General features: G+C 66.1%; 18 protein-coding genes. 4 read left to right on the top strand and 14 right to left on the bottom strand.

The annotated features are described in order from the left end of the window. The first annotated feature begins 121 nt into the window (after nt 1-121). A complete protein-coding gene (locus G6N27_RS02650; RefSeq protein WP_163774956.1) occupies nt 122-2,947 on the top strand; it encodes an aconitate hydratase in 2,826 nt (941 codons plus the stop codon). A 19-nt stretch (nt 2,948-2,966) separates the two neighbouring features. Beyond that, a complete protein-coding gene (locus tag G6N27_RS02645; RefSeq protein ID WP_163774955.1) occupies nt 2,967-3,530 on the top strand; it encodes a TetR/AcrR family transcriptional regulator in 564 nt (187 codons plus the stop codon). Between the two features lie 11 nt (nt 3,531-3,541). Here G6N27_RS02645 and G6N27_RS02640 read toward each other — a convergent pair whose 3' ends face one another. The 5 genes from G6N27_RS02640 to G6N27_RS02620 all read right to left on the bottom strand — a co-directional run bounded on the left by G6N27_RS02640 (nt 3,542) and on the right by G6N27_RS02620 (nt 7,555). Next, nucleotides 3,542-3,733 (bottom strand): helix-turn-helix domain-containing protein, encoded by a 192-nt coding sequence (locus G6N27_RS02640; protein WP_163774954.1) that lies wholly within the window; start codon nt 3,731-3,733, stop codon nt 3,542-3,544. A gap of 118 nt (nt 3,734-3,851) precedes the next feature. Then, nucleotides 3,852-5,480 (bottom strand): ABC-F family ATP-binding cassette domain-containing protein, encoded by a 1,629-nt coding sequence (locus tag G6N27_RS02635; protein ID WP_163774953.1) that lies wholly within the window; start codon nt 5,478-5,480, stop codon nt 3,852-3,854. Between the two features lie 22 nt (nt 5,481-5,502). Continuing rightward, complete coding sequence (locus tag G6N27_RS02630) at nt 5,503-6,312, bottom strand: enoyl-CoA hydratase (protein ID WP_163774952.1); 810 nt, start codon at nt 6,310-6,312, stop codon at nt 5,503-5,505. A 28-nt stretch (nt 6,313-6,340) separates the two neighbouring features. Continuing rightward, nucleotides 6,341-6,703 (bottom strand): thioredoxin, encoded by a 363-nt coding sequence (trxA, locus tag G6N27_RS02625; RefSeq protein WP_163774951.1) that lies wholly within the window; start codon nt 6,701-6,703, stop codon nt 6,341-6,343. Nucleotides 6,704-6,742: 39 nt separating this feature from the next. Next, nucleotides 6,743-7,555, bottom strand: coding sequence for an MBL fold metallo-hydrolase (locus tag G6N27_RS02620; RefSeq protein ID WP_163774950.1), 813 nt, complete (start codon nt 7,553-7,555; stop codon nt 6,743-6,745). A 72-nt stretch (nt 7,556-7,627) separates the two neighbouring features. Here G6N27_RS02620 and G6N27_RS02615 point away from each other — a divergent pair, with 72 nt between their 5' ends. Both G6N27_RS02615 and G6N27_RS02610 read left to right on the top strand, forming a co-directional pair. Then, nucleotides 7,628-8,368 (top strand): hypothetical protein, encoded by a 741-nt coding sequence (locus tag G6N27_RS02615; RefSeq protein WP_232064841.1) that lies wholly within the window; start codon nt 7,628-7,630, stop codon nt 8,366-8,368. Between the two features lie 140 nt (nt 8,369-8,508). Continuing rightward, entirely contained in the window at nt 8,509-9,264 is a 756-nt protein-coding gene (locus tag G6N27_RS02610) for a DUF5666 domain-containing protein (RefSeq protein ID WP_163774949.1), read from the top strand. Nucleotides 9,265-9,271: 7 nt separating this feature from the next. Here the strand turns inward: G6N27_RS02610 and zwf are convergent, their stop codons facing one another. From zwf to G6N27_RS02565, 9 genes are all read right to left on the bottom strand, one after another. Next, nucleotides 9,272-10,672 carry a glucose-6-phosphate dehydrogenase gene (zwf, locus tag G6N27_RS02605; protein ID WP_163781224.1) on the bottom strand — a complete coding sequence of 467 codons (1,401 nt, stop codon included), beginning with the start codon at nt 10,670-10,672 and terminating at the stop codon, nt 9,272-9,274. A 186-nt stretch (nt 10,673-10,858) separates the two neighbouring features. Then, entirely contained in the window at nt 10,859-11,071 is a 213-nt protein-coding gene (locus tag G6N27_RS02600; protein WP_163774948.1) for a hypothetical protein, read from the bottom strand. A 74-nt stretch (nt 11,072-11,145) separates the two neighbouring features. Beyond that, entirely contained in the window at nt 11,146-11,493 is a 348-nt protein-coding gene (locus G6N27_RS02595) for a metal-sulfur cluster assembly factor (protein ID WP_163774947.1), read from the bottom strand. Continuing rightward, nucleotides 11,490-11,936 carry a Fe-S cluster assembly sulfur transfer protein SufU gene (gene sufU / locus G6N27_RS02590; RefSeq protein WP_163781222.1) on the bottom strand — a complete coding sequence of 149 codons (447 nt, stop codon included), beginning with the start codon at nt 11,934-11,936 and terminating at the stop codon, nt 11,490-11,492. Before sufU ends, G6N27_RS02595 begins: the two co-directional genes overlap by 4 nt. A 21-nt stretch (nt 11,937-11,957) precedes the next feature. Next, nucleotides 11,958-13,211, bottom strand: coding sequence for a cysteine desulfurase (locus tag G6N27_RS02585; protein WP_163774946.1), 1,254 nt, complete (start codon nt 13,209-13,211; stop codon nt 11,958-11,960). 2 nt (nt 13,212-13,213) lie between these two features. Next, nucleotides 13,214-13,987, bottom strand: a complete 774-nt coding sequence (gene sufC, locus G6N27_RS02580; protein ID WP_163774945.1) for a Fe-S cluster assembly ATPase SufC — start codon at nt 13,985-13,987, stop codon at nt 13,214-13,216. Further along, nucleotides 13,984-15,174 (bottom strand): Fe-S cluster assembly protein SufD, encoded by a 1,191-nt coding sequence (gene sufD, locus G6N27_RS02575; protein ID WP_163774944.1) that lies wholly within the window; start codon nt 15,172-15,174, stop codon nt 13,984-13,986. The genes sufC and sufD overlap by 4 nt, the downstream gene beginning before the upstream one ends. Next, nucleotides 15,174-16,628, bottom strand: coding sequence for a Fe-S cluster assembly protein SufB (sufB, locus tag G6N27_RS02570; RefSeq protein ID WP_163774943.1), 1,455 nt, complete (start codon nt 16,626-16,628; stop codon nt 15,174-15,176). The genes sufD and sufB overlap by 1 nt, the downstream gene beginning before the upstream one ends. After that, the gene (locus G6N27_RS02565) at nt 16,625-17,395 is read right to left on the bottom strand and encodes a helix-turn-helix transcriptional regulator (RefSeq protein WP_372513042.1); all 771 of its coding nucleotides are present in this window, start codon (nt 17,393-17,395) and stop codon (nt 16,625-16,627) included. Before G6N27_RS02565 ends, sufB begins: the two co-directional genes overlap by 4 nt. Nucleotides 17,396-17,586: the final 191 nt, after the last annotated feature.

The following is a 17,586-nucleotide window of genomic DNA, read 5'->3' as shown; positions in this document are numbered from 1 at the left end:
GCCGAATTGCAGGACAAGCGTACTGTTAGACTCGGCGGCGCACGCCGACACGGCCCGTCGACGAGTAGAACCAGCGGCGATCGCAAGCACGGCACAGACGAATACGATCTCGGGAGTTGATGTGAGCAGCAAAGATTCGGTGAATTCATTCGGAGCCCGCGACACCTTGAAGGTCGGCGGCGACAGTTACGAGATCTACCGGCTGGACGCGGTCTCGGGTACGGAGAAGCTCCCGTACAGCCTGAAAGTGCTCGCCGAAAACCTGTTGCGCAACGAAGACGGCAGCAACATCACCAAGGACCACATCGAGGCCATCGCCCAGTGGGACCCCAAAGCCGAGCCCAGCATCGAGATTCAATACACGCCCGCACGCGTCGTCATGCAGGACTTCACCGGCGTGCCCTGCATCGTCGACCTCGCCACCATGCGCGAGGCCGTCGCCGACCTCGGCGGCAACCCTGACAAGGTCAACCCGTTGGCGCCCGCCGACCTGGTGATCGACCACTCGGTGATCATCGACTTGTTCGGCACCGCCGACGCATTCGAGCGCAACGTCGAGATCGAATACCAGCGCAACGGCGAGCGCTACCAGTTCTTGCGCTGGGGCCAGGGCGCATTCGACGACTTCAAAGTCGTGCCGCCGGGCACCGGCATCGTGCACCAGGTCAACATCGAATACCTGGCCAGCGTCGTAATGGCGCGCAATGGGCTGGCCTACCCCGACACCTGCGTCGGGACTGACTCGCACACCACGATGGTCAACGGCCTCGGCGTACTGGGCTGGGGTGTCGGCGGCATCGAGGCCGAAGCCGCGATGCTCGGTCAGCCGGTGTCGATGCTCATCCCCCGAGTCGTCGGCTTCAAGCTGACCGGCGAGATCAAGCCGGGCGTCACCGCGACCGACGTCGTGCTCACCGTCACCGAGAAGCTGCGCAAGCACGGCGTCGTCGGCAAGTTCGTCGAGTTCTACGGCGAGGGCGTGGCCGAGGTGCCGTTGGCCAACCGCGCCACCCTCGGCAACATGAGCCCCGAATTCGGTTCTACCGCAGCGATTTTCCCGATCGACCAGGAGACCATCGACTACCTCAAGTTCACCGGCCGCAAGCCGGAGCAGGTTGCCCTGGTAGAGGCCTACGCCAAGGAGCAAGGCCTGTGGCATGACCCCAAGCACGAGCCGGCGTTCTCTGAATACCTCGAACTCGACCTGTCCGAGGTGGTGCCCTCGATCGCCGGCCCCAAGCGGCCACAGGACCGAATCGTGTTGTCGGAAGCCAAGTCCACCTTCCGTAAGCAGATCCCCGACTACGTCGGCAACGGCTCCGACAAGAAGGACTACTCCAAGCTCGACGAGACGATCGACGAGACCTTCCCGGCCAGCGACCCGGGTCAACCGACCAACGGTCACGCCGATGACCAGCCCGACACCCCGGTGCACTCGGCCGCCAAGAACGCCAACGGCCGGGTGACCAAACCGGTGCGCGTCAAGTCCGACGAGCGCGGTGAGTTCGTGCTCGACCACGGCGCGGTGGTGATCGCCGCGATCACGTCGTGCACCAACACCTCCAACCCCGAGGTGATGCTCGGCGCGGCGCTGCTGGCCCGCAACGCCGTGGAGAAAGGCCTGACGTCGAAGCCCTGGGTGAAGACGTCGATGGCACCGGGCTCACAGGTCGTCACCGCCTACTACGACAAGGCCGGACTGTGGCCGTATTTGGAGAAGCTGGGCTTCTTCCTGGTCGGCTACGGCTGCACCACGTGCATCGGTAACTCCGGCCCGCTGCCCGAGGAGATCTCGAAGGCGATCAACGACAACGACCTCACCGTGACCGCGGTGTTGTCGGGCAACCGGAACTTCGAAGGCCGGATCAGCCCGGACGTCAAGATGAACTACCTGGCCTCGCCGCCGCTGGTGGTCGCCTATGCGCTGGCCGGATCGCTGGACTTCGACTTCGACTCCGACCCGCTCGGGACGGACAACGACGGCAATGACGTCTTCCTCAAAGACATCTGGCCGTCGCAGAAGGACGTCTCGGACACCATCGCCTCGTCGATCAACCAGAAGATGTTCGTCGACAACTACGCCGACGTGTTCAAGGGCGACGAGCGGTGGCGCAACCTGCCGACTCCGAGCGGCAACACCTTTGAGTGGGGTTCTGATTCGACGTACGTGCGCAAACCTCCGTACTTCGAGGGCATGCCCGCAGATCCGGAGCCCGTCGGCGACATCACGGGTGCCCGGGTGCTCGCGCTGCTGGGCGATTCGGTGACCACCGACCACATCTCCCCCGCCAGCAGCATCAAGCCGGGAACGCCTGCAGCGCAATACCTTGACGAGCACGGTGTGGAGCGCAAGGACTACAACTCCTTCGGTTCGCGACGCGGCAACCACGAGGTGATGATCCGCGGCACGTTCGCCAACATCCGGTTGCGTAACCAGCTGCTCGATGACGTCTCGGGTGGCTACACCCGCGACTTCACCCAGGACGGTGCCCCGCAGGCCTTCATCTACGACGCGGCGCAAAACTATGCGGCACAAGACATTCCGCTGGTCGTCCTGGGCGGCAAGGAGTACGGCTCCGGCTCGTCTCGCGACTGGGCCGCCAAAGGCACCCGCCTGCTGGGTGTTCGCGCGGTGATCGCCGAGTCGTTCGAGCGCATCCACCGGTCCAACCTGATCGGCATGGGTGTGATCCCGCTGCAGTTCCCGGAGGGCAAGTCAGCCGGAGACCTGGGTCTGGACGGCACTGAGGTGTTCGACATCACCGGCATCGAGGAACTCAACAACGGCAAGACGCCGAAGACGGTTCATGTGAAGGCAGCCAAAGAGGGCGGCAAGGTAGTCGAATTCGACGCGGTGGTGCGCATCGACACCCCCGGCGAGGCCGACTACTACCGCAACGGCGGCATCTTGCAGTACGTGCTGCGCAACATGCTCAAGTCGAACTAGATCTCGAGACGAAGCGGCCGTGCCCAAGGTCAGCCAGCACCATCTGGAGGCCCGGCGCCGTCAGATTCTTGACGGCGCCCGCGGTTGCTTCGCCGAGTTCGGCTACGACGGGGCCACGGTGCGCCGCCTCGAGCAGGCGATCGGCCTGTCCCGCGGTGCGATCTTCCACCACTTCCGCGACAAGGACACGCTGTTCTTCGAGTTGGCGCACGAGGATGCCGAGCGGATGGCCGACGTCGCCTCGCGCGAAGGTCTGGTCCAGGTGATGCGCGACATGCTGGCGGCCCCCGACCAGTTCGACTGGCTGGCTACACGATTGGAGATCGCTCGCAAGTTGCGCCACGATCCGGCGTTCAACAAGGAGTGGACGAAGCGGTCAGAAGAGCTCACCGCAGCGACGATCGATCGGTTGCGCAGGCAGAAGCAGGCCGGGCGGGTGCGCGACGACATTCCCAGTGACGTATTGCAGTGCTACCTGGACTTGGTCCTCGACGGGCTGGTGGCCAAGGTGGCGTCCGGTGAAGACACTCAGCTGCTGACCGCGGTGCTCGATCTGGTCGAGGGTTCGGTACGGCAGCGCTGAGTGGCCGCGGGTCAGCGCGGCCGGGTGCGATGGTTGGGCCCGCCGCGGCTGCGCATCGTCGTGCCGGACTCGCGCAGCATGCTGTGAATCGATCCGTAAGACCTGCCGGTCGACGCGACCAGAGTGCGGATGCTGGCTCCGCCCTCGTAGGCGTGCCGCAATTCGCTCAGCACTTGATCGCGTGGTTTTTTCGATTTCCTCATGTGCCCCTCCCCATGTGAACGGGATCCCCAAACCACACAGAGTAGAAAGCCGGGTCGGCCGGCGGGGCCGCTTTGACGAAATCGCCTGCGACAGCGGCAAGACCGCGCGTCGGCGCGGTCAGGCCAGCTCGATGAGATCCCGGTATTCCTCGGACCAGTGGTCCTCGGTGCCGTCGGGCAACAGCACGACGCGTTGCGGATCGAGCGCCTCGGCAGCGCCCGGATCGTGGGTGACCAGCACCACCGCGCCGGCATAGCTGCGCAGTGCGTCCAGCACCTGCTCGCGTGACGCCGGGTCGAGGTTGTTGGTCGGCTCGTCGAGTAGCAACACGTTGGCCGTCGACGCCACCAGACCGGCGAGGGCGAGACGGGTCTTCTCACCGCCGGACAGCGTTCCGGCCGGTTGGTCCAGCTGGCTACCGCTGAACATAAACGCGCCGAGCAGGCCGCGGAGGTCTTGCTCGCCGGAATCGGGTGCGGCGTGCCGGATGTTCTCCCACACCGTCGCGCCGTCGTCGAGGGTGTCGTGCTCCTGCGCGAAATAGCCGATTTTCAAACCGTGCCCGGGCTGTATCGACCCGGCGTCGGGCTGCTCGACACCGGCCAGCAACCGCAGCAGCGTTGTCTTGCCGGCGCCGTTGAGTCCGAGCACCACCACCCGAGAGCCCCGGTCGATCGCCAGATCCACCCCGGTGAAGATCTCCAGCGAGCCGTAGGTCTTCGTCAGCCCGGACGCGGTCAGCGGTGTCCGTCCGCACGACGACGGGTTGGGGAATTTGATCCGGGCCACCTTGTCGGCCACCCGCTCTTCGTCGAGGGCCGCCATCATCCGGTCGGCACGGCGCAACATGTTCTGTGCCGCAACGGCTTTGGTCGCTTTGGCGCCGAGCTTGGCGGCCTGGGCGCGCAGCGCGGTGGCCTTCTTCTCCGCGTTGGCGCGTTCGCGGCGGCGACGTTGTTCGTCGGTGGCGCGGGCGTCGAGGTATTTCTGCCAGCCCATGTTGTACACATCGGGTTCACCGCGCACGGCGTCGAGGAACCAGACCCGGTTCACCACCTCGGCCAGCAACTCCACGTTGTGACTGATCACCACCAGGCCGCCGGTGTGGTTGCGCAGGAAATCCCGCAGCCAGCCGACCGAGTCGGCGTCGAGGTGGTTGGTCGGCTCGTCGAGCAGCAGAGTGGTGGCCGAGCCCGCGCCAGTGTCGCTGGCGGCGAACAGGATTCGCGCCAACTCCACGCGACGGCGTTGTCCACCCGAGAGCGTCCGCAGCTGCTGGGTCAGCACCCTGTCCGGCAGTCCGAGGCTCGCGCAGATCCGGCCCGCTTCGCTTTCGGCGCCGTAACCGCCGAGGGCGGAGAAGCGTTCCTCGAGTTGACCGTAGCGACGGATCGCCCGATCGCGGGCGTCGTCGTCGGCGACTTCGGCCATCAGCGCCTGCTGCTTTTCCAGGTCGGTGAGCAGGGTGTCCAGGCCGCGTGCGGACAACACCCGATCGCGGGCCAGGACATCGAGGTCACCCTCTTTGGGATCCTGCGGCAGATAGCCGACCTCGCCGGTGCGCGTGATCGATCCGGCATAGGGCTCCCCCTCGCCGGCCAGGATGCGCATGGTGGTGGTCTTGCCTGCGCCGTTACGCCCGACCAGACCGATGCGGTCGCCGGGCTGGATGCGCAGCGCCGGGCCTTCGGCGAAGAGCAACGTGCGCGCGCCAGCGCGGACCTCGAGGTCCGTAGCCGTGATCACGGTCGCTCCTTGATGTCTGTGGTTACTTGTCGTCGGTGAACGCCGGCGGGCGCTTTTCGGCGCGCGCGGCGACAGCCTCTTCGAAGTTGGTGGTGAGCAGGCGGACGAAGAGCTGCCCTAGACCCTCGGCCTGCATGTGCCCTTCCAGGCTAGCGGCGTCCAGTCCACTCCACAGTGTGCGTTTGGTCAATTCGACGCCGGGCCGCGAGAACGCCGCGATCCGCTCGGCCATCGCGAAGCAGGTCTCCAGCAGCTCGTCTTCCGGGACGTGACGGGAGATCAGCCCGATCCGCTCGGCTTCCTCGGCGTCGATGTCGCGTCCGGTCAGCATGATCTCGAACGCCCGCGACGATCCGATGGCTCGCGGCAGCAGGTAGCTCAGGCCCAGCTCGCTGGCGGTCAGCCCGTTGTTGATGCCCGCGGCCCGGAAATACGCCCCGCTGGCGGCGATGCGGATGTCGGCGGCCAGCGCCAGGCACAGCCCGCCACCGATGGCGGCGCCGTTGACCGCGGCGATCACCGGTTGGTGCATGCGTCGCAGCGCCAGGATCACGTCGTCGAGAATCTGCATGGAGCGCAGCGCGTAGGTGGGCCGGGTCAGACCCTGGACGTGGGGAACGGCACCGGCCGACTTGTGGTCGGCGCCCGAGGAGAAGCCCCTGCCGGCCCCGGTCAATACCACGACACGCACCGAGTTGTCGTAGGTGACGGTCTCCAGCGCCTCCTTGAGGGGCACCATGACGTCGAACGCCATCGAGTTCATCCGCTCCGGCCGGTTGAGGGTGATCAACGCGACCTGCGGGCGTGGGTGTTCGACGAGGACCAGGCTCACCGTTGAACGGTAACCCGTTCAAGTCGGCTCAGGCCTGGTCGGTCTCCTGCGCAGCGATCGCCGCGTCGACGTCGAAGCTCTTGATCTGCTGAACCAGATCCTCCAGCGCCGCCGGGGGCAGCGCGCCGGCCTGGTTGAACACCAGCTTGCCCTTCTTGAAGGCCATCAGCGTGGGGATGGACCGGATCTGGGCGGCCGCGGCGAGTTCCTGCTCGGCTTCGGTGTCCACCTTGGCGTGCACGACGTCGGGGTGCTTTTCCGCGGACGCGGCGAACGTGGGCGCGAACTGCCGGCACGGTCCGCACCAGGACGCCCAGAAGTCGACGAGCACGATGTCGTTGTCGTTGACCGTTTCGTTGAACTGCGCGGCGGTGAGGTCTTGGGTAGTCACGGGCTGTTCAACGCGGTGCGCAGCCGCTGTGTTCCCCGCTCAGGTCAAGTGGTCGTAGTCGCCGCGGACCCAGGCCGCGTGTCGTTCCGCCGACTGCTGGACCGCCACGCGGCCATCGGTGTCGATGGCGTTGGTGTACAGGCCGTAGATCCGGTCGAAGCGCAGCGCCGCCAGCGTGCCGGCCATTCGCAGCACCACCGCAGCCGACAGCGGCAGGCGGTTGGGATAGCTGCGCAAGAATCCGACCGTACGGCGGTCCGGGTTGGGAAAGATGGTGTCACCGGCCAGCAGCACGCCGCGCCCCTCGGCGCCGTCGGCCCAGCAGGCGACCGCGCTGCCCGGGAAATGCCCGCCGACCCGGACCACCGACAACGACGAAGCCAGCCGCAATGTGTCGGTCCACTGCCGAATCACCGGGTCGGGCCGCATCACCCAGTCGGCGTCCTTGGCGTTGACGTAAACCGGGACGCCACCGAGCCGGTGGCTCCACTCGACTTGGGCACCGAACATATGCGGGTGGCTGGCGACGACCGCCAGGACCGGTCCGCGGTCGGCGACCGCGGACACCGCGTCGTCGTCGACGAAACCGGACGGATCCCACAACACGTTGCCTTCATCGGTGCAGATCAGCTTGCCCAACTGACCGATGCCGAGCGGCGGCGAGCTGCCGATCGCGACGAGGCCCTCCTCAATGACCGAGACGACCGATCGCATACCCTCGCCGACCAGTTGCTCCAGCGTCGCCCATGCCTGACCGTCGGTCGGCACCCACTGACGCTCGTCGGCGCAGATGGCGCAGACATCCGAGGGAGTGCTGTGCTCGACACCGCAGGTCCGACACAACCAGAACATGGCACTAATCTTTCGGGGCGGTGAATTTTCTCACGGTGCAAACCGAGCCGGTAGTGGGTACCCCTTGAGGCAATGTTCAATTCCGAGAATCCTCGATGTGCTCGGCTCGCGGTACTTGCGGTCACCGCCGCCGCTGCGGTATCGCTGGCCGCGTGCAGCAGCTCGAGTAACGACAACACCGCAAAACCGCCGGCGCCGGTGAGCCCGACGAGCGTGGCACCCAAGCCGCCGCCGGCTCCACCCATGGGTCATGACGAGGTCGAGGGGCTGGTCAGGTCGGTATCCGGCAACACCATCCAGCTGACGCAGCGGGACCGGACGGCGGCCGCGGTGGACTTCACCCCGACGACCATGGTGACCGAGCTCGGCCCGGCTGCCCTGACCGACGTCACCCCGGGCAGCTGCGTCGATGTCCAGCTCGCCGCGCCGAACGGTCCCCCCGGTGGGCCGGTCACCGCGCAACTCGTGACGATCAGCCCGTCCGAAGGCGGCAAATGTGCGCCCGCGCCGAATCCGGGCGTCAACGGAACCGTCAGCTCAGTCTCGGGCAACGTCATCGCGGTTAACGCCGTCGATCCCACCGGCAAGACCACGCCCGCCACCGCGGACGTCACCGAGGCGACCACCTACAACAAACACGCGGTCACCAACACGCAGGCCATCCAGAACGGCAAGTGCATGGCGGCGCAGGGAATAAAGAACGCCGGTGTGCTGCAGGCCGCGACCATCGACCTCGAACCATGCCCGCCGATGGGGAGCCCGCACCACCACTTCTTCCATATCCCGCACCTGCCGCATATCCACCACCACTGAGGCCCGGCAGCAGGGTCCGGCGCCGCATACATAGCGCCCTCTTAATCGGCCTCCAGCCTGCGCTCAGCGCCGGCATCGATCGTGAAAGCCGTTGCCCGAGCCGGTCTGCCGCCCGCAGGCCGGCGATCGAAAGGACGTCGATGCCCGCCACGATCCCGACAGCCCAACTGTCCCGCATCGCAATCTTCGCAGTCGCCGGCGCCGCCGCGCTGTCGCTGGCCGCGTGCGGCAGCTCGAACGACGCCAAGCCGCGCGCGGCGAGCCCCACCAGCTCCGCCGCAACGTCCTCGCCGTCGGCGAAGCCCGAGGGCAAGGACTGGGTGAAGGGGATGATCGACTCGGTGTCGGGCTCCACGATTCAGGTCAGCCAGAAGTCGGGGGCCGCCACGGTCGACTTCACACCGTCAACCAAGGTCGCAGAGCTCACCCCAGCGCAGCTGACCGATGTCACCACCGGCAGCTGCGTCAGCGTGCGCCCTGACCACCACAGCGACTCCCCCGGCGGCAGCGCGATCACCGCCGGAGCGGTACGGATCAGCACCGCCGTCGACGGCAAATGCCCCGCGCCCAAGCAGCAGGGCGGCGCGGCCACGACCCCGCCGCCGGGCCAGCATCGCCAGACACGTGGTCAGGTGGCGTCCGTCGCCGGCAACACCATCACCGTGAATAGCGTTGACTCGAGCGGGAATTCGTCGCAGTTCAGCGTAACCGTCACGGACACCACCAAATACACCAAGAAGACCGCCGCCGACGCACAGGCGATCGCGCAGGGTAAATGCCTGACCGCACTCGGCACCAAGGACGGCGGCGGCGCGCTGCAGGCGACGGCGATCACCGTCCAGCAGGCCGACAACGGCCAGTGCCCGGAGTCGGGCGGCGAGCACCACCGGCACTAGCCGGCTGTTATTTCTTGCCGCGCCAGCCTCGTTCGAAGGGCAGCCGCCATGCGCGTGGCGCGATAAGTGGGTGGACGGCGTTGGGTCCCCACGAATCCAGATCGTAGGTGCGCGCCGGCGGCGGATCCTCGAGCAACGGCGCTGACACCTCCCAGAGCCGTTCGATGCCCTCGGCAGTGTTGTACAGTGTTCGATCTCCACGCATGGCGTCGAGAATCAGACGCTCGTAGGCCTCGAGCACGTCGCCGGCGTGGCCGGTCTCTTCCATGGTGAACTGCAAACTGAGCTTGTCCAGCTTCATACCCGGCCCTGGCCGCTTGCCGTAGAACGACAGCGACATCTTCGATACGTCGGCGAGGTCGAAGGTCAGGTGGTCCGGACCCTTCGATCCCACACCGGATCCGGGCGGGAACATGCTTCGCGGCGGCTCGTGGAACGCGATCGAAATGATGCGCTGGCCTTCGGCGAGGCCCTTGCCGGTGCGCAGGAAGAACGGGACGCCCGCCCACCGCCAGTTGTCGATCTCGCATCGCAGGGCGATGAAGGTTTCAGCATCCGACTCTTCGGACACCCCGGGCTCGTCGCGATAGCCCCGGTATTGCCCGCGCACCACATGATTCGGATCAAGGGGACGCATCGAGCGGAACACTTTGTTCTTCTCGTCGCTGATCGCCGCCGACGCAAGCTCGGTGGGCGGCTCCATCGCGACGAACGCCAGAATCTGGAACAGGTGGGTGACCACCATGTCTTTGAACGCCCCGACGGATTCGTAGAACTTGGCGCGGGTCTCGACCGTCAGCCGCTCCGGCACGTCGATCTGGATGTGGTCGATGAAGTTCCGGTTCCAAATCGGCTCGAACAGCCCGTTGGCGAATCGAAACGCGAGGATGTTCTGCGCCGCTTCTTTGCCCAGGAAGTGATCGATGCGGAAGATCTGCTCTTCTTCGAAACGCTCGTGGATGGCCTCATTCAGCTTGCGGGCGCTAGCCAGATCGACACCGAACGGCTTTTCCATGATGACCCGGCTGTTCTCCACCAGGTCAGCTTTCTGCAGCATGTCCATCACCGGCATCACCGCCGACGGCGGCACGCTCAGGTAGTGCAGCAACGGAGCCTGGCCGCCGAGAACTTCGCGCTGCTCGGCTACCGCCCGTGCCAGCGCCTCCGGACCATCCTGCTGTGAGACGAAGGTCAGGTTGGCGATGAACTGCTCCGCCAATTCCTCTGACACTTCGTGATGCGCGAACTCGCTGCAGGCTTTCTGCGCCTGCTTGCGAAATGTCTCGCTGTCGAGTTCGTCGAGGGAGGTTCCGATGATCCGGAGTTCCGGAGCGAGCTGCGAACAACTCAGGTGCAGAAGGCCGGGCAGCAATTTGCGGCGAGCCAAATCGCCTGTGGCGCCGAACATCACGATGACGTGCGGTGCCGCGCCATTCGTCTGCTGATTGGCCCCTTGGCCTTTCCCGGCATCCGTCACGAACCCAAGGGTAACCAAGGCAGGTCGTCTTCACACCTTGCAGAGACGAATGTTCAGATTGTCAGCCGGGCGGACGACGACACGGGGGGCACGCAGACCGCCCCCCGTGTGACGTCGCTACCCCTGAGGAAGTTGGTACCAGCCCTTCTCTTCCCCGTAGGCCCAGCCGCACGGAACCCGCTCCCACTTCGTTCCGTCGTCGCCGCCATTCCAGATGTCGCACTTCGGCCCGTTCGGATCAGGTCCCGGCGCGGGGTCGCCATGGGCGATGCCGGTGCCCAGCACCATGGTGGCCGCGCAAGCCGCGACGAACACCAATTTCTTCGTCATAAGGCAGATCCTTTCTGTCGGTCAGATAAATTCTGAGGGACAGGCCGGGCTCGCGCGACTTTTAGAAACGTCGCTCAGACGGTGAAGCCCAGCGCGCGGAGTTGGTCGCGGCCGTCGTCGGTGATCTTGTCCGGACCCCACGGCGGGTTCCACACCCAGTTGATGCGCAACTCGTCGACCAGGCCGGCGCCGATCAGCGCGTTGCGCGACTGGTCTTCGATGACGTCGGTCAGCGGGCAGGCCGGCGACGTCAGCGTCATGTCGATCAGCGCGACGGTGCCCTCCTCCGCTTCTTCGAGGTTGACTCCGTAGACCAATCCCAGGTCGACGACGTTGATACCCAATTCGGGGTCGACGACATCGCGCATGGCCTCCTCGATGTCGCCCAGCAGCTCGTTGTCCGGTGCTGCGATCTCACTCATCCGGTGACCTCCTCCACGTCGTGACTGGCCTGGGCCAGCGCATCCTTGAACGCCATCCAGCCCAACAAAGCGCATTTCACCCGGGCCGGATATTTGGCGACGCCGGCGAATGCGATGCCGTCGCCGATGACGTCCTCGTCGCCGGTGATGTTCCCGCGGGACGACACCATCTCGGTGAACGCGGTGACCGTCTTCAACGCCTGCCCGACGCTTTGCCCGATCACCTGCTCGGTGAGCACCGAAGTGGCCGCCTGGCTGATCGAACAGCCTTGGCCGTCGTAAGAGACGTCGTCCACCGTCTCCCCGTCGGCCGACAACGCCACCCGCAGCGTGATCTCGTCACCGCAGACCGGGTTCTTGTGATAGACCTCGGCGCCGAACGGCTCACGCAACCCGCGGTGCTGCGGATGCTTGTAGTGATCGAGGATCACATCCTGATACATCTGCTCAAGGCGCACGGCGGTTCACTCTCCGCCGAAGAAATCGATGGCGTGACGAACGCCGGCCACCAACCGGTCGACCTCGTCGACGGTGTTGTAGACCGCGAACGATGCACGCGCGGTGGCGGCGACACCGAACCGGCGGTGCAGCGGCAGCGCGCAGTGATGGCCGACCCGGACCGCAACACCGTCGTCGTCGAGCACCTGGCCGACGTCGTGGGCGTGTACACCGTCGACGACGAAAGACACTGGCGAGCCGCGATTCTCCATGTTGCTCGGCCCGATGATCCGCACCGCGTCGATGCCGGACAGACCGTCGATGGCGGCGGCCACCAACTCACGCTCGTGGGCGTCGACGGCATCCATGCCCACGGCGCTGAGATAGCGGGCAGCCGCGGCCAACCCAACGACCTGAGACGTCATCGGGGTGCCGGCCTCGAAACGCTGCGGCGGGGCGGCGTAGGTGGCGGCTTCCATCGTCACGGTCTCGATCATCGACCCGCCGGTGAGGAATGGTGGCATCGCGTTGAGCAGCCCGGCCCGGCCGTAGAGCACGCCGATCCCGTTGGGGCCCAACATCTTATGTCCGGAGAACGCCGCGAAGTCGACGTCGAGGGCGTGGAGGTCGACCGGCTGGTGCGGCACCGACTGGCAGGCGTCCAGCACCGTCAGCGCGCCGACGGCCTTGGCCCGCTCGACGAGCTCGGCGACCGGAGCCACCGCGCCGGTCACATTCGAATGATGGCTGAATGTCACGACTTTGACGTTGCCGTCCAGCCGCAGCGAATCCAGATCGATGCGGCCGTCGTCGGTCACGCCATACCAGCGCAGCGTGGCACCGGTGCGACGGGCCAGCTCCTGCCACGGGACGAGGTTGGCGTGATGCTCGAGCTCGGTGGTGACAATGACGTCACCGGGCCCGACGGCCCGTTCGAAACGGTTGTCCCCGAACACATACGACAGCAGGTTGAGCGATTCGGTGGCGTTCTTGGTGAAGACCAGCTCGTCCACATTCGCACCGACGAACTCGGCGATGGCAGCGCGACCGTCCTCGTAGGCGTCGGTAGCCTCCTCCATCAGCTGATGCGCCCCGCGGTGCACCCCGCCGTTGGACGTCAGCAGAAATTCCCGTTCGGCCTCGAGCACCTGCAGCGGGCGCTGCGAGGTGGCACCGGAATCCAGGTACGCCAATTGGTTTCCGCCGCGCATGACGCGCTTCAGGATCGGGAAATCGGCACGGATCGCCGCGAGATCCAGTGGAGTCACGGAGGCCGTCATCGTTATGCCCCCGCGGCAGCCGACTGCGTGAAGCGCTCGTAACCGTTCTCTTCGAGTTCGTCGGCCAACTCCGGGCCACCGGATTCGATGATCCGGCCGCCGACGAAGACGTGCACGAACTGCGGCTGGATGTAGCGCAGGATGCGGGTGTAGTGCGTGATCAGCAGAATGCCACCGTGCTCAGCTTCGGCGTAGCGGTTGACACCTTCGCTGACCACCCGCAGCGCGTCGACGTCCAGACCGGAGTCGGTCTCGTCGAGGATCGCGATCTTGGGCTTGAGTAACCCCAGCTGCAGGATCTCGTGGCGCTTCTTCTCGCCGCCGGAAAAGCCCTCGTTGACGCTGCGCTCACCGAAGGACGGATCGATGTCGAGGTCTTGCATCGCTGCCTTGACTTCTTTGACCCAGTGCCGCAGCTTGGGCGCCTCGCCTCGGACCGCGGTCGCCGCCGAGCGCAGGAAGTTCGACATCGACACACCGGGCACCTCGACGGGATACTGCATGGCCAGGAACAGGCCGCCGCGGGCGCGCTCGTCGACGCTCATGTCCAACACGTTCTGCCCATCGAGGGTGATCGATCCCGACGTGACGCGGTACTTTGGGTGTCCGGCGATGGCATAGGACAGCGTGGACTTGCCGGATCCGTTGGGCCCCATCACCGCATGCGTCTCACCGGAGCGCACCGTCAGGTCGACGCCGTTGAGGATGGCGATATCGCCACCGTCCGTTGCGCTCTCGACAGAGACGTGCAGGTCTTTGATTTCCAGGGTTGTCATGAGGTGGTAATTCTCGATTCCGTGATGGCCAGTTCGTGTTCGATGGCTGTGGTCAGGCGCTCGCGAATCTCCGGGACCGCGATCTTGGCGATGATCTCGTTGAAGAATCCGCGCACCACCAATCGGCGGGCCTGCTCTTCAGGGATGCCGCGGGAACGCAGATAGAACAGCTGCTCGTCGTCGAATCGTCCGGTGGCACTGGCGTGTCCGGCGCCGACGATCTCGCCGGTCTCGATCTCCAGGTTGGGCACCGAGTCTGCCCGGGCGCCGTCGGTGAGCACCAGGTTGCGGTTGACCTCGAAGGTATCGGTGCCGGTGGCCTCGGCCCGGATCAACACGTCGCCGACCCAGACCGTGTGGGCGTCCGGCCGTTTCGATCCCGGATCCCCTTGCAGCGCACCCTTGTACAGCACGTTGGACCTGCAGTCGGGCCGGGCGTGGTCGACCAGCAACCGCGACTCAAGGTGTTGACCGTCATCGGCGAAGTACAGCCCGAGCAACTCGGCGTCGCCGCCGGGTGCGTCGAACCGCACCTGAGCCGACATCCGCACGACGTCGCCGCCGAGGGTGATCGCAACGTGCCTCAGCACCGCATCCTTACCCAGCCGGGCGTGCTGCGCGCTGACGTGGACGGCATCGTCGGCCCAGTCGGCGATCCACACCACTGTGAGCCGGGCCGCGTCCCCGACGACGAATTCGACGTTGTCGGCATACGTTCCACTGCCGCGATGGTCGATGACGACGACCGCTTCGGCGAGTTCGTCGACCCGCACCTGCAGGTGCCCGTAGGCAACGCCGCCTTGGCCCGGCCCTTCGACGGTGATCTCCACCGGCTCGGCGACCTGAGTGTCGCGGCCGACGGTGACGATGGTCGCCGCATTGAACGACGAAAAGGCCTGTGCGGCAACGCGGTCAGCCGGCACACCGCCCTGCCCGAGCCGCTCGTCGCCGCGCCGGACCGTCTCGACCCGCACCCCGGACCGTTCGCCGACGGCCAGCTTGGCGCTGCCGGTCGCCGGCGCCGAGCCGTCGTGCAGCCCATGCAGCCGCTTGAGCGGCGTGAAACGCCACAGTTCGTCGCGGCCGCCGGGAACCTCGAACGCGTTGACGTCGAACGAGGCGAACAGCTCGCCCTTGTTGGCAGCGGCGAGGGCCGAACCCTCAACCGCTTCAGTCAGATTGGTCACTAGCCGACCGCACCTTCCATCTGCAGTTCGATCAGCCGGTTGAGCTCCAGGGCGTACTCCATCGGCAACTCCTTGGCGATCGGCTCGACGAAGCCGCGCACCACCATCGCCATTGCCTCGTCCTCGGTCATGCCGCGGCTCATCAGGTAGAAGAGCTGATCGGCGCTGACCTTGGACACGGTGGCCTCGTGGCCCATCGTCACGTCGTCCTCGCGGATGTCGACATAGGGGTAGGTGTCGCTGCGACTGATCGTATCCACCAGCAGCGCATCGCATTTCACGCTGGAGCGTGAACCGTGTGAGCCCTTGTTGATCTGGACCAGGCCGCGGTAGGAGGTGCGACCGCCACCACGCGCCACCGACTTGGACACGATGTTGCTCGACGTGTTGGGCGCCAGGTGCAGCATCTTGGCGCCGGTGTCCTGATGCTGGCCTTCGCCGGCGAATGCCACCGACAGCACCTCGCCCTTGGCGTGCTCGCCGGTCATCCAAACCGCCGGGTACTTCATGGTGACCTTGGACCCGATGTTGCCGTCGACCCACTCCATGGTGGCGCCGGCTTCGGCCCGGGCCCGCTTGGTGACCAGGTTGTAGACGTTGTTCGACCAGTTCTGGATGGTGGTGTAGCGGCAGCGTCCGCCGGGCTTGACGATGATCTCGACCACCGCGGAGTGCAGCGAATCCGACTTGTAGATCGGCGCGGTACAGCCTTCGACGTAATGCACATAGGCACCCTCGTCGACGATGATCAGCGTCCGCTCGAACTGGCCCATGTTCTCGGTGTTGATCCGGAAGTAGGCCTGCAGCGGGATGTCGACGTGCACGCCCGGCGGGACGTAGATGAACGATCCTCCGCTCCAGACCGCGGAGTTCAGCGCCGAGAACTTGTTGTCGCCGGCGGGGATCACCGTGCCGAAATACTGCTTAAAGACGTCCGGGTGCTCGCGCAGCGCGGTGTCGGTGTCCAGGAAGATGACGCCCAGGGCCTCGAGGTCCTCGCGGATCGAGTGGTAGACGACCTCCGATTCGTACTGTGCGGCGACGCCGGACACCAGCCGCTGCTTCTCGGCCTCCGGGATGCCCAGCTTGTCGTAGGTGTTCTTGATGTCCGCAGGAAGGTCATCCCAGGTGGCGGCCTGCTTCTCGCTGGAGCGCACAAAGTACTTGATGTTGTCGAAGTGGATGCCCTCGAGGTTGGAACCCCAATTCGGCATCGGCTTGCGCTCGAAGATGCGCAGCGCCTTGAGTCGGTGCTCCAGCATCCACTCCGGCTCGCTCTTCTTCGCCGAGATGTCACGGACCACAGCCTCCGACAGCCCGCGCTGCGCGCTGGCACCGGCCACGTCGGAGTCCGACCAGCCGTAGCCGTAGCGGCCCAGCGAGGCGATCGCCTGCTCCTGGGTCAGCGGCGCGGCAGGCACGTCCGTCTTGGTGGCCTCCGGGGTGAGGGTCATAGCGACGCTCCTTTGATGCTCGTGGTGGCTTCGGCGCGGGCTGTGCGCCGAAGTTCAGACGGTTGGGCTTCAGCGGCGGCGAGCGGCACGTGGGTGGTGCAGGCGCAGTCGCCGTTGACGATGGTCGCCAGCCGCTGCACGTGGGTCCCGAGCACCTCGGCCATGGCTTGCTGCTCGGCTTCGCACAGCTCGGGGAATTCCTCGGCGACGTGGGACACCGGGCAATGGTGCTGACAGATTTGCACACCGTGGATCGGACCGCCGACCTCGGTGGTGGTTGCGACATATCCGGCTTTGGACAGCGCGCCGGCGATGCGCTCGGCGGTGGCCTCGATCTCCTCGTCGGTGTCGGAGTCGGCCGCCTCGACACCGGACAGGATCGCGTCGATGCGCTGGCGGGCGAAGCTGCGGACCGCCTCTTCGCCGCCGATCTCGCGCAGTTGACGCATCGCCGCCGATGCCAGGTCGTCGTAGCTGTGGTCCAGCTTCGCGCGACCCGTCGAGGTCAGCCGGTAACGCTTGGCCGGCCGTCCCCGCCCCGCCTGCTGCCACGGCGCGCCGGGCACCGATTCCGCCTCGCCCATGTCGATCAGCGCTTCGAGGTGACGGCGCACCCCGGCGGCTGACAGACCCAGCCGTTCGCCGATCTGCCCGGCGGTGATTGACCCGGACTCCAGCAGCAGCCGTATGACGGCGCTGCGGGTCTGTCCGTCGTGCGTCGCTGCTGCTGCGGCTTCGGCACCTGTGACGGGGGGCGGGAATTTCACAACACCAGTGTGACGCAATTCCGCGGCCGGGTCTAGGAAGGTTACCCTCCGCCGGGGTTGCGCTGGTCACACCTGACCCGTTCGGCCCTGCCCCAGCGGCGGCCGGTCGCATGGCGGCGACCCCCTGCGCCCGGCTCCGCCGCGCTTGTGATCGCCGCTCTGGTCATATGGCGGCGACCCGCTGCGCCCGG

The sequence above is a fragment of the Mycobacterium cookii genome (genome assembly GCF_010727945.1).
Lineage (GTDB): Bacteria > Actinomycetota > Actinomycetes > Mycobacteriales > Mycobacteriaceae > Mycobacterium > Mycobacterium cookii.
Note: the sequence above shows the minus strand (reverse complement) of the source record. Positions and strands in the feature narration are given on the sequence as shown.

What these genes read in the sequence shown, in the direction of transcription:
- G6N27_RS02640 (WP_163774954.1), bottom strand. Translation starts at nt 3,733, where the DNA reads ATGAGGAAATCGAAAAAACCACGCGATCAAGTGCTGAGCGAATTGCGG.
- G6N27_RS02620 (WP_163774950.1), bottom strand. Translation starts at nt 7,555, where the DNA reads ATGTTCTGGTTGTGTCGGACCTGCGGTGTCGAGCACAGCACTCCCTCG.
- G6N27_RS02615 (WP_232064841.1), top strand. Translation starts at nt 7,628, where the DNA reads ATGTTCAATTCCGAGAATCCTCGATGTGCTCGGCTCGCGGTACTTGCG.
- G6N27_RS02610 (WP_163774949.1), top strand. Translation starts at nt 8,509, where the DNA reads ATGCCCGCCACGATCCCGACAGCCCAACTGTCCCGCATCGCAATCTTC.
- zwf (WP_163781224.1), bottom strand. Translation starts at nt 10,672, where the DNA reads ATGTTCGGCGCCACAGGCGATTTGGCTCGCCGCAAATTGCTGCCCGGC.
- G6N27_RS02600 (WP_163774948.1), bottom strand. Translation starts at nt 11,071, where the DNA reads ATGACGAAGAAATTGGTGTTCGTCGCGGCTTGCGCGGCCACCATGGTG.
- G6N27_RS02595 (WP_163774947.1), bottom strand. Translation starts at nt 11,493, where the DNA reads ATGAGTGAGATCGCAGCACCGGACAACGAGCTGCTGGGCGACATCGAG.
- sufU (WP_163781222.1), bottom strand. Translation starts at nt 11,936, where the DNA reads ATGTATCAGGATGTGATCCTCGATCACTACAAGCATCCGCAGCACCGC.
- G6N27_RS02585 (WP_163774946.1), bottom strand. Translation starts at nt 13,211, where the DNA reads ATGACGGCCTCCGTGACTCCACTGGATCTCGCGGCGATCCGTGCCGAT.
- sufC (WP_163774945.1), bottom strand. Translation starts at nt 13,987, where the DNA reads ATGACAACCCTGGAAATCAAAGACCTGCACGTCTCTGTCGAGAGCGCA.
- sufB (WP_163774943.1), bottom strand. Translation starts at nt 16,628, where the DNA reads ATGACCCTCACCCCGGAGGCCACCAAGACGGACGTGCCTGCCGCGCCG.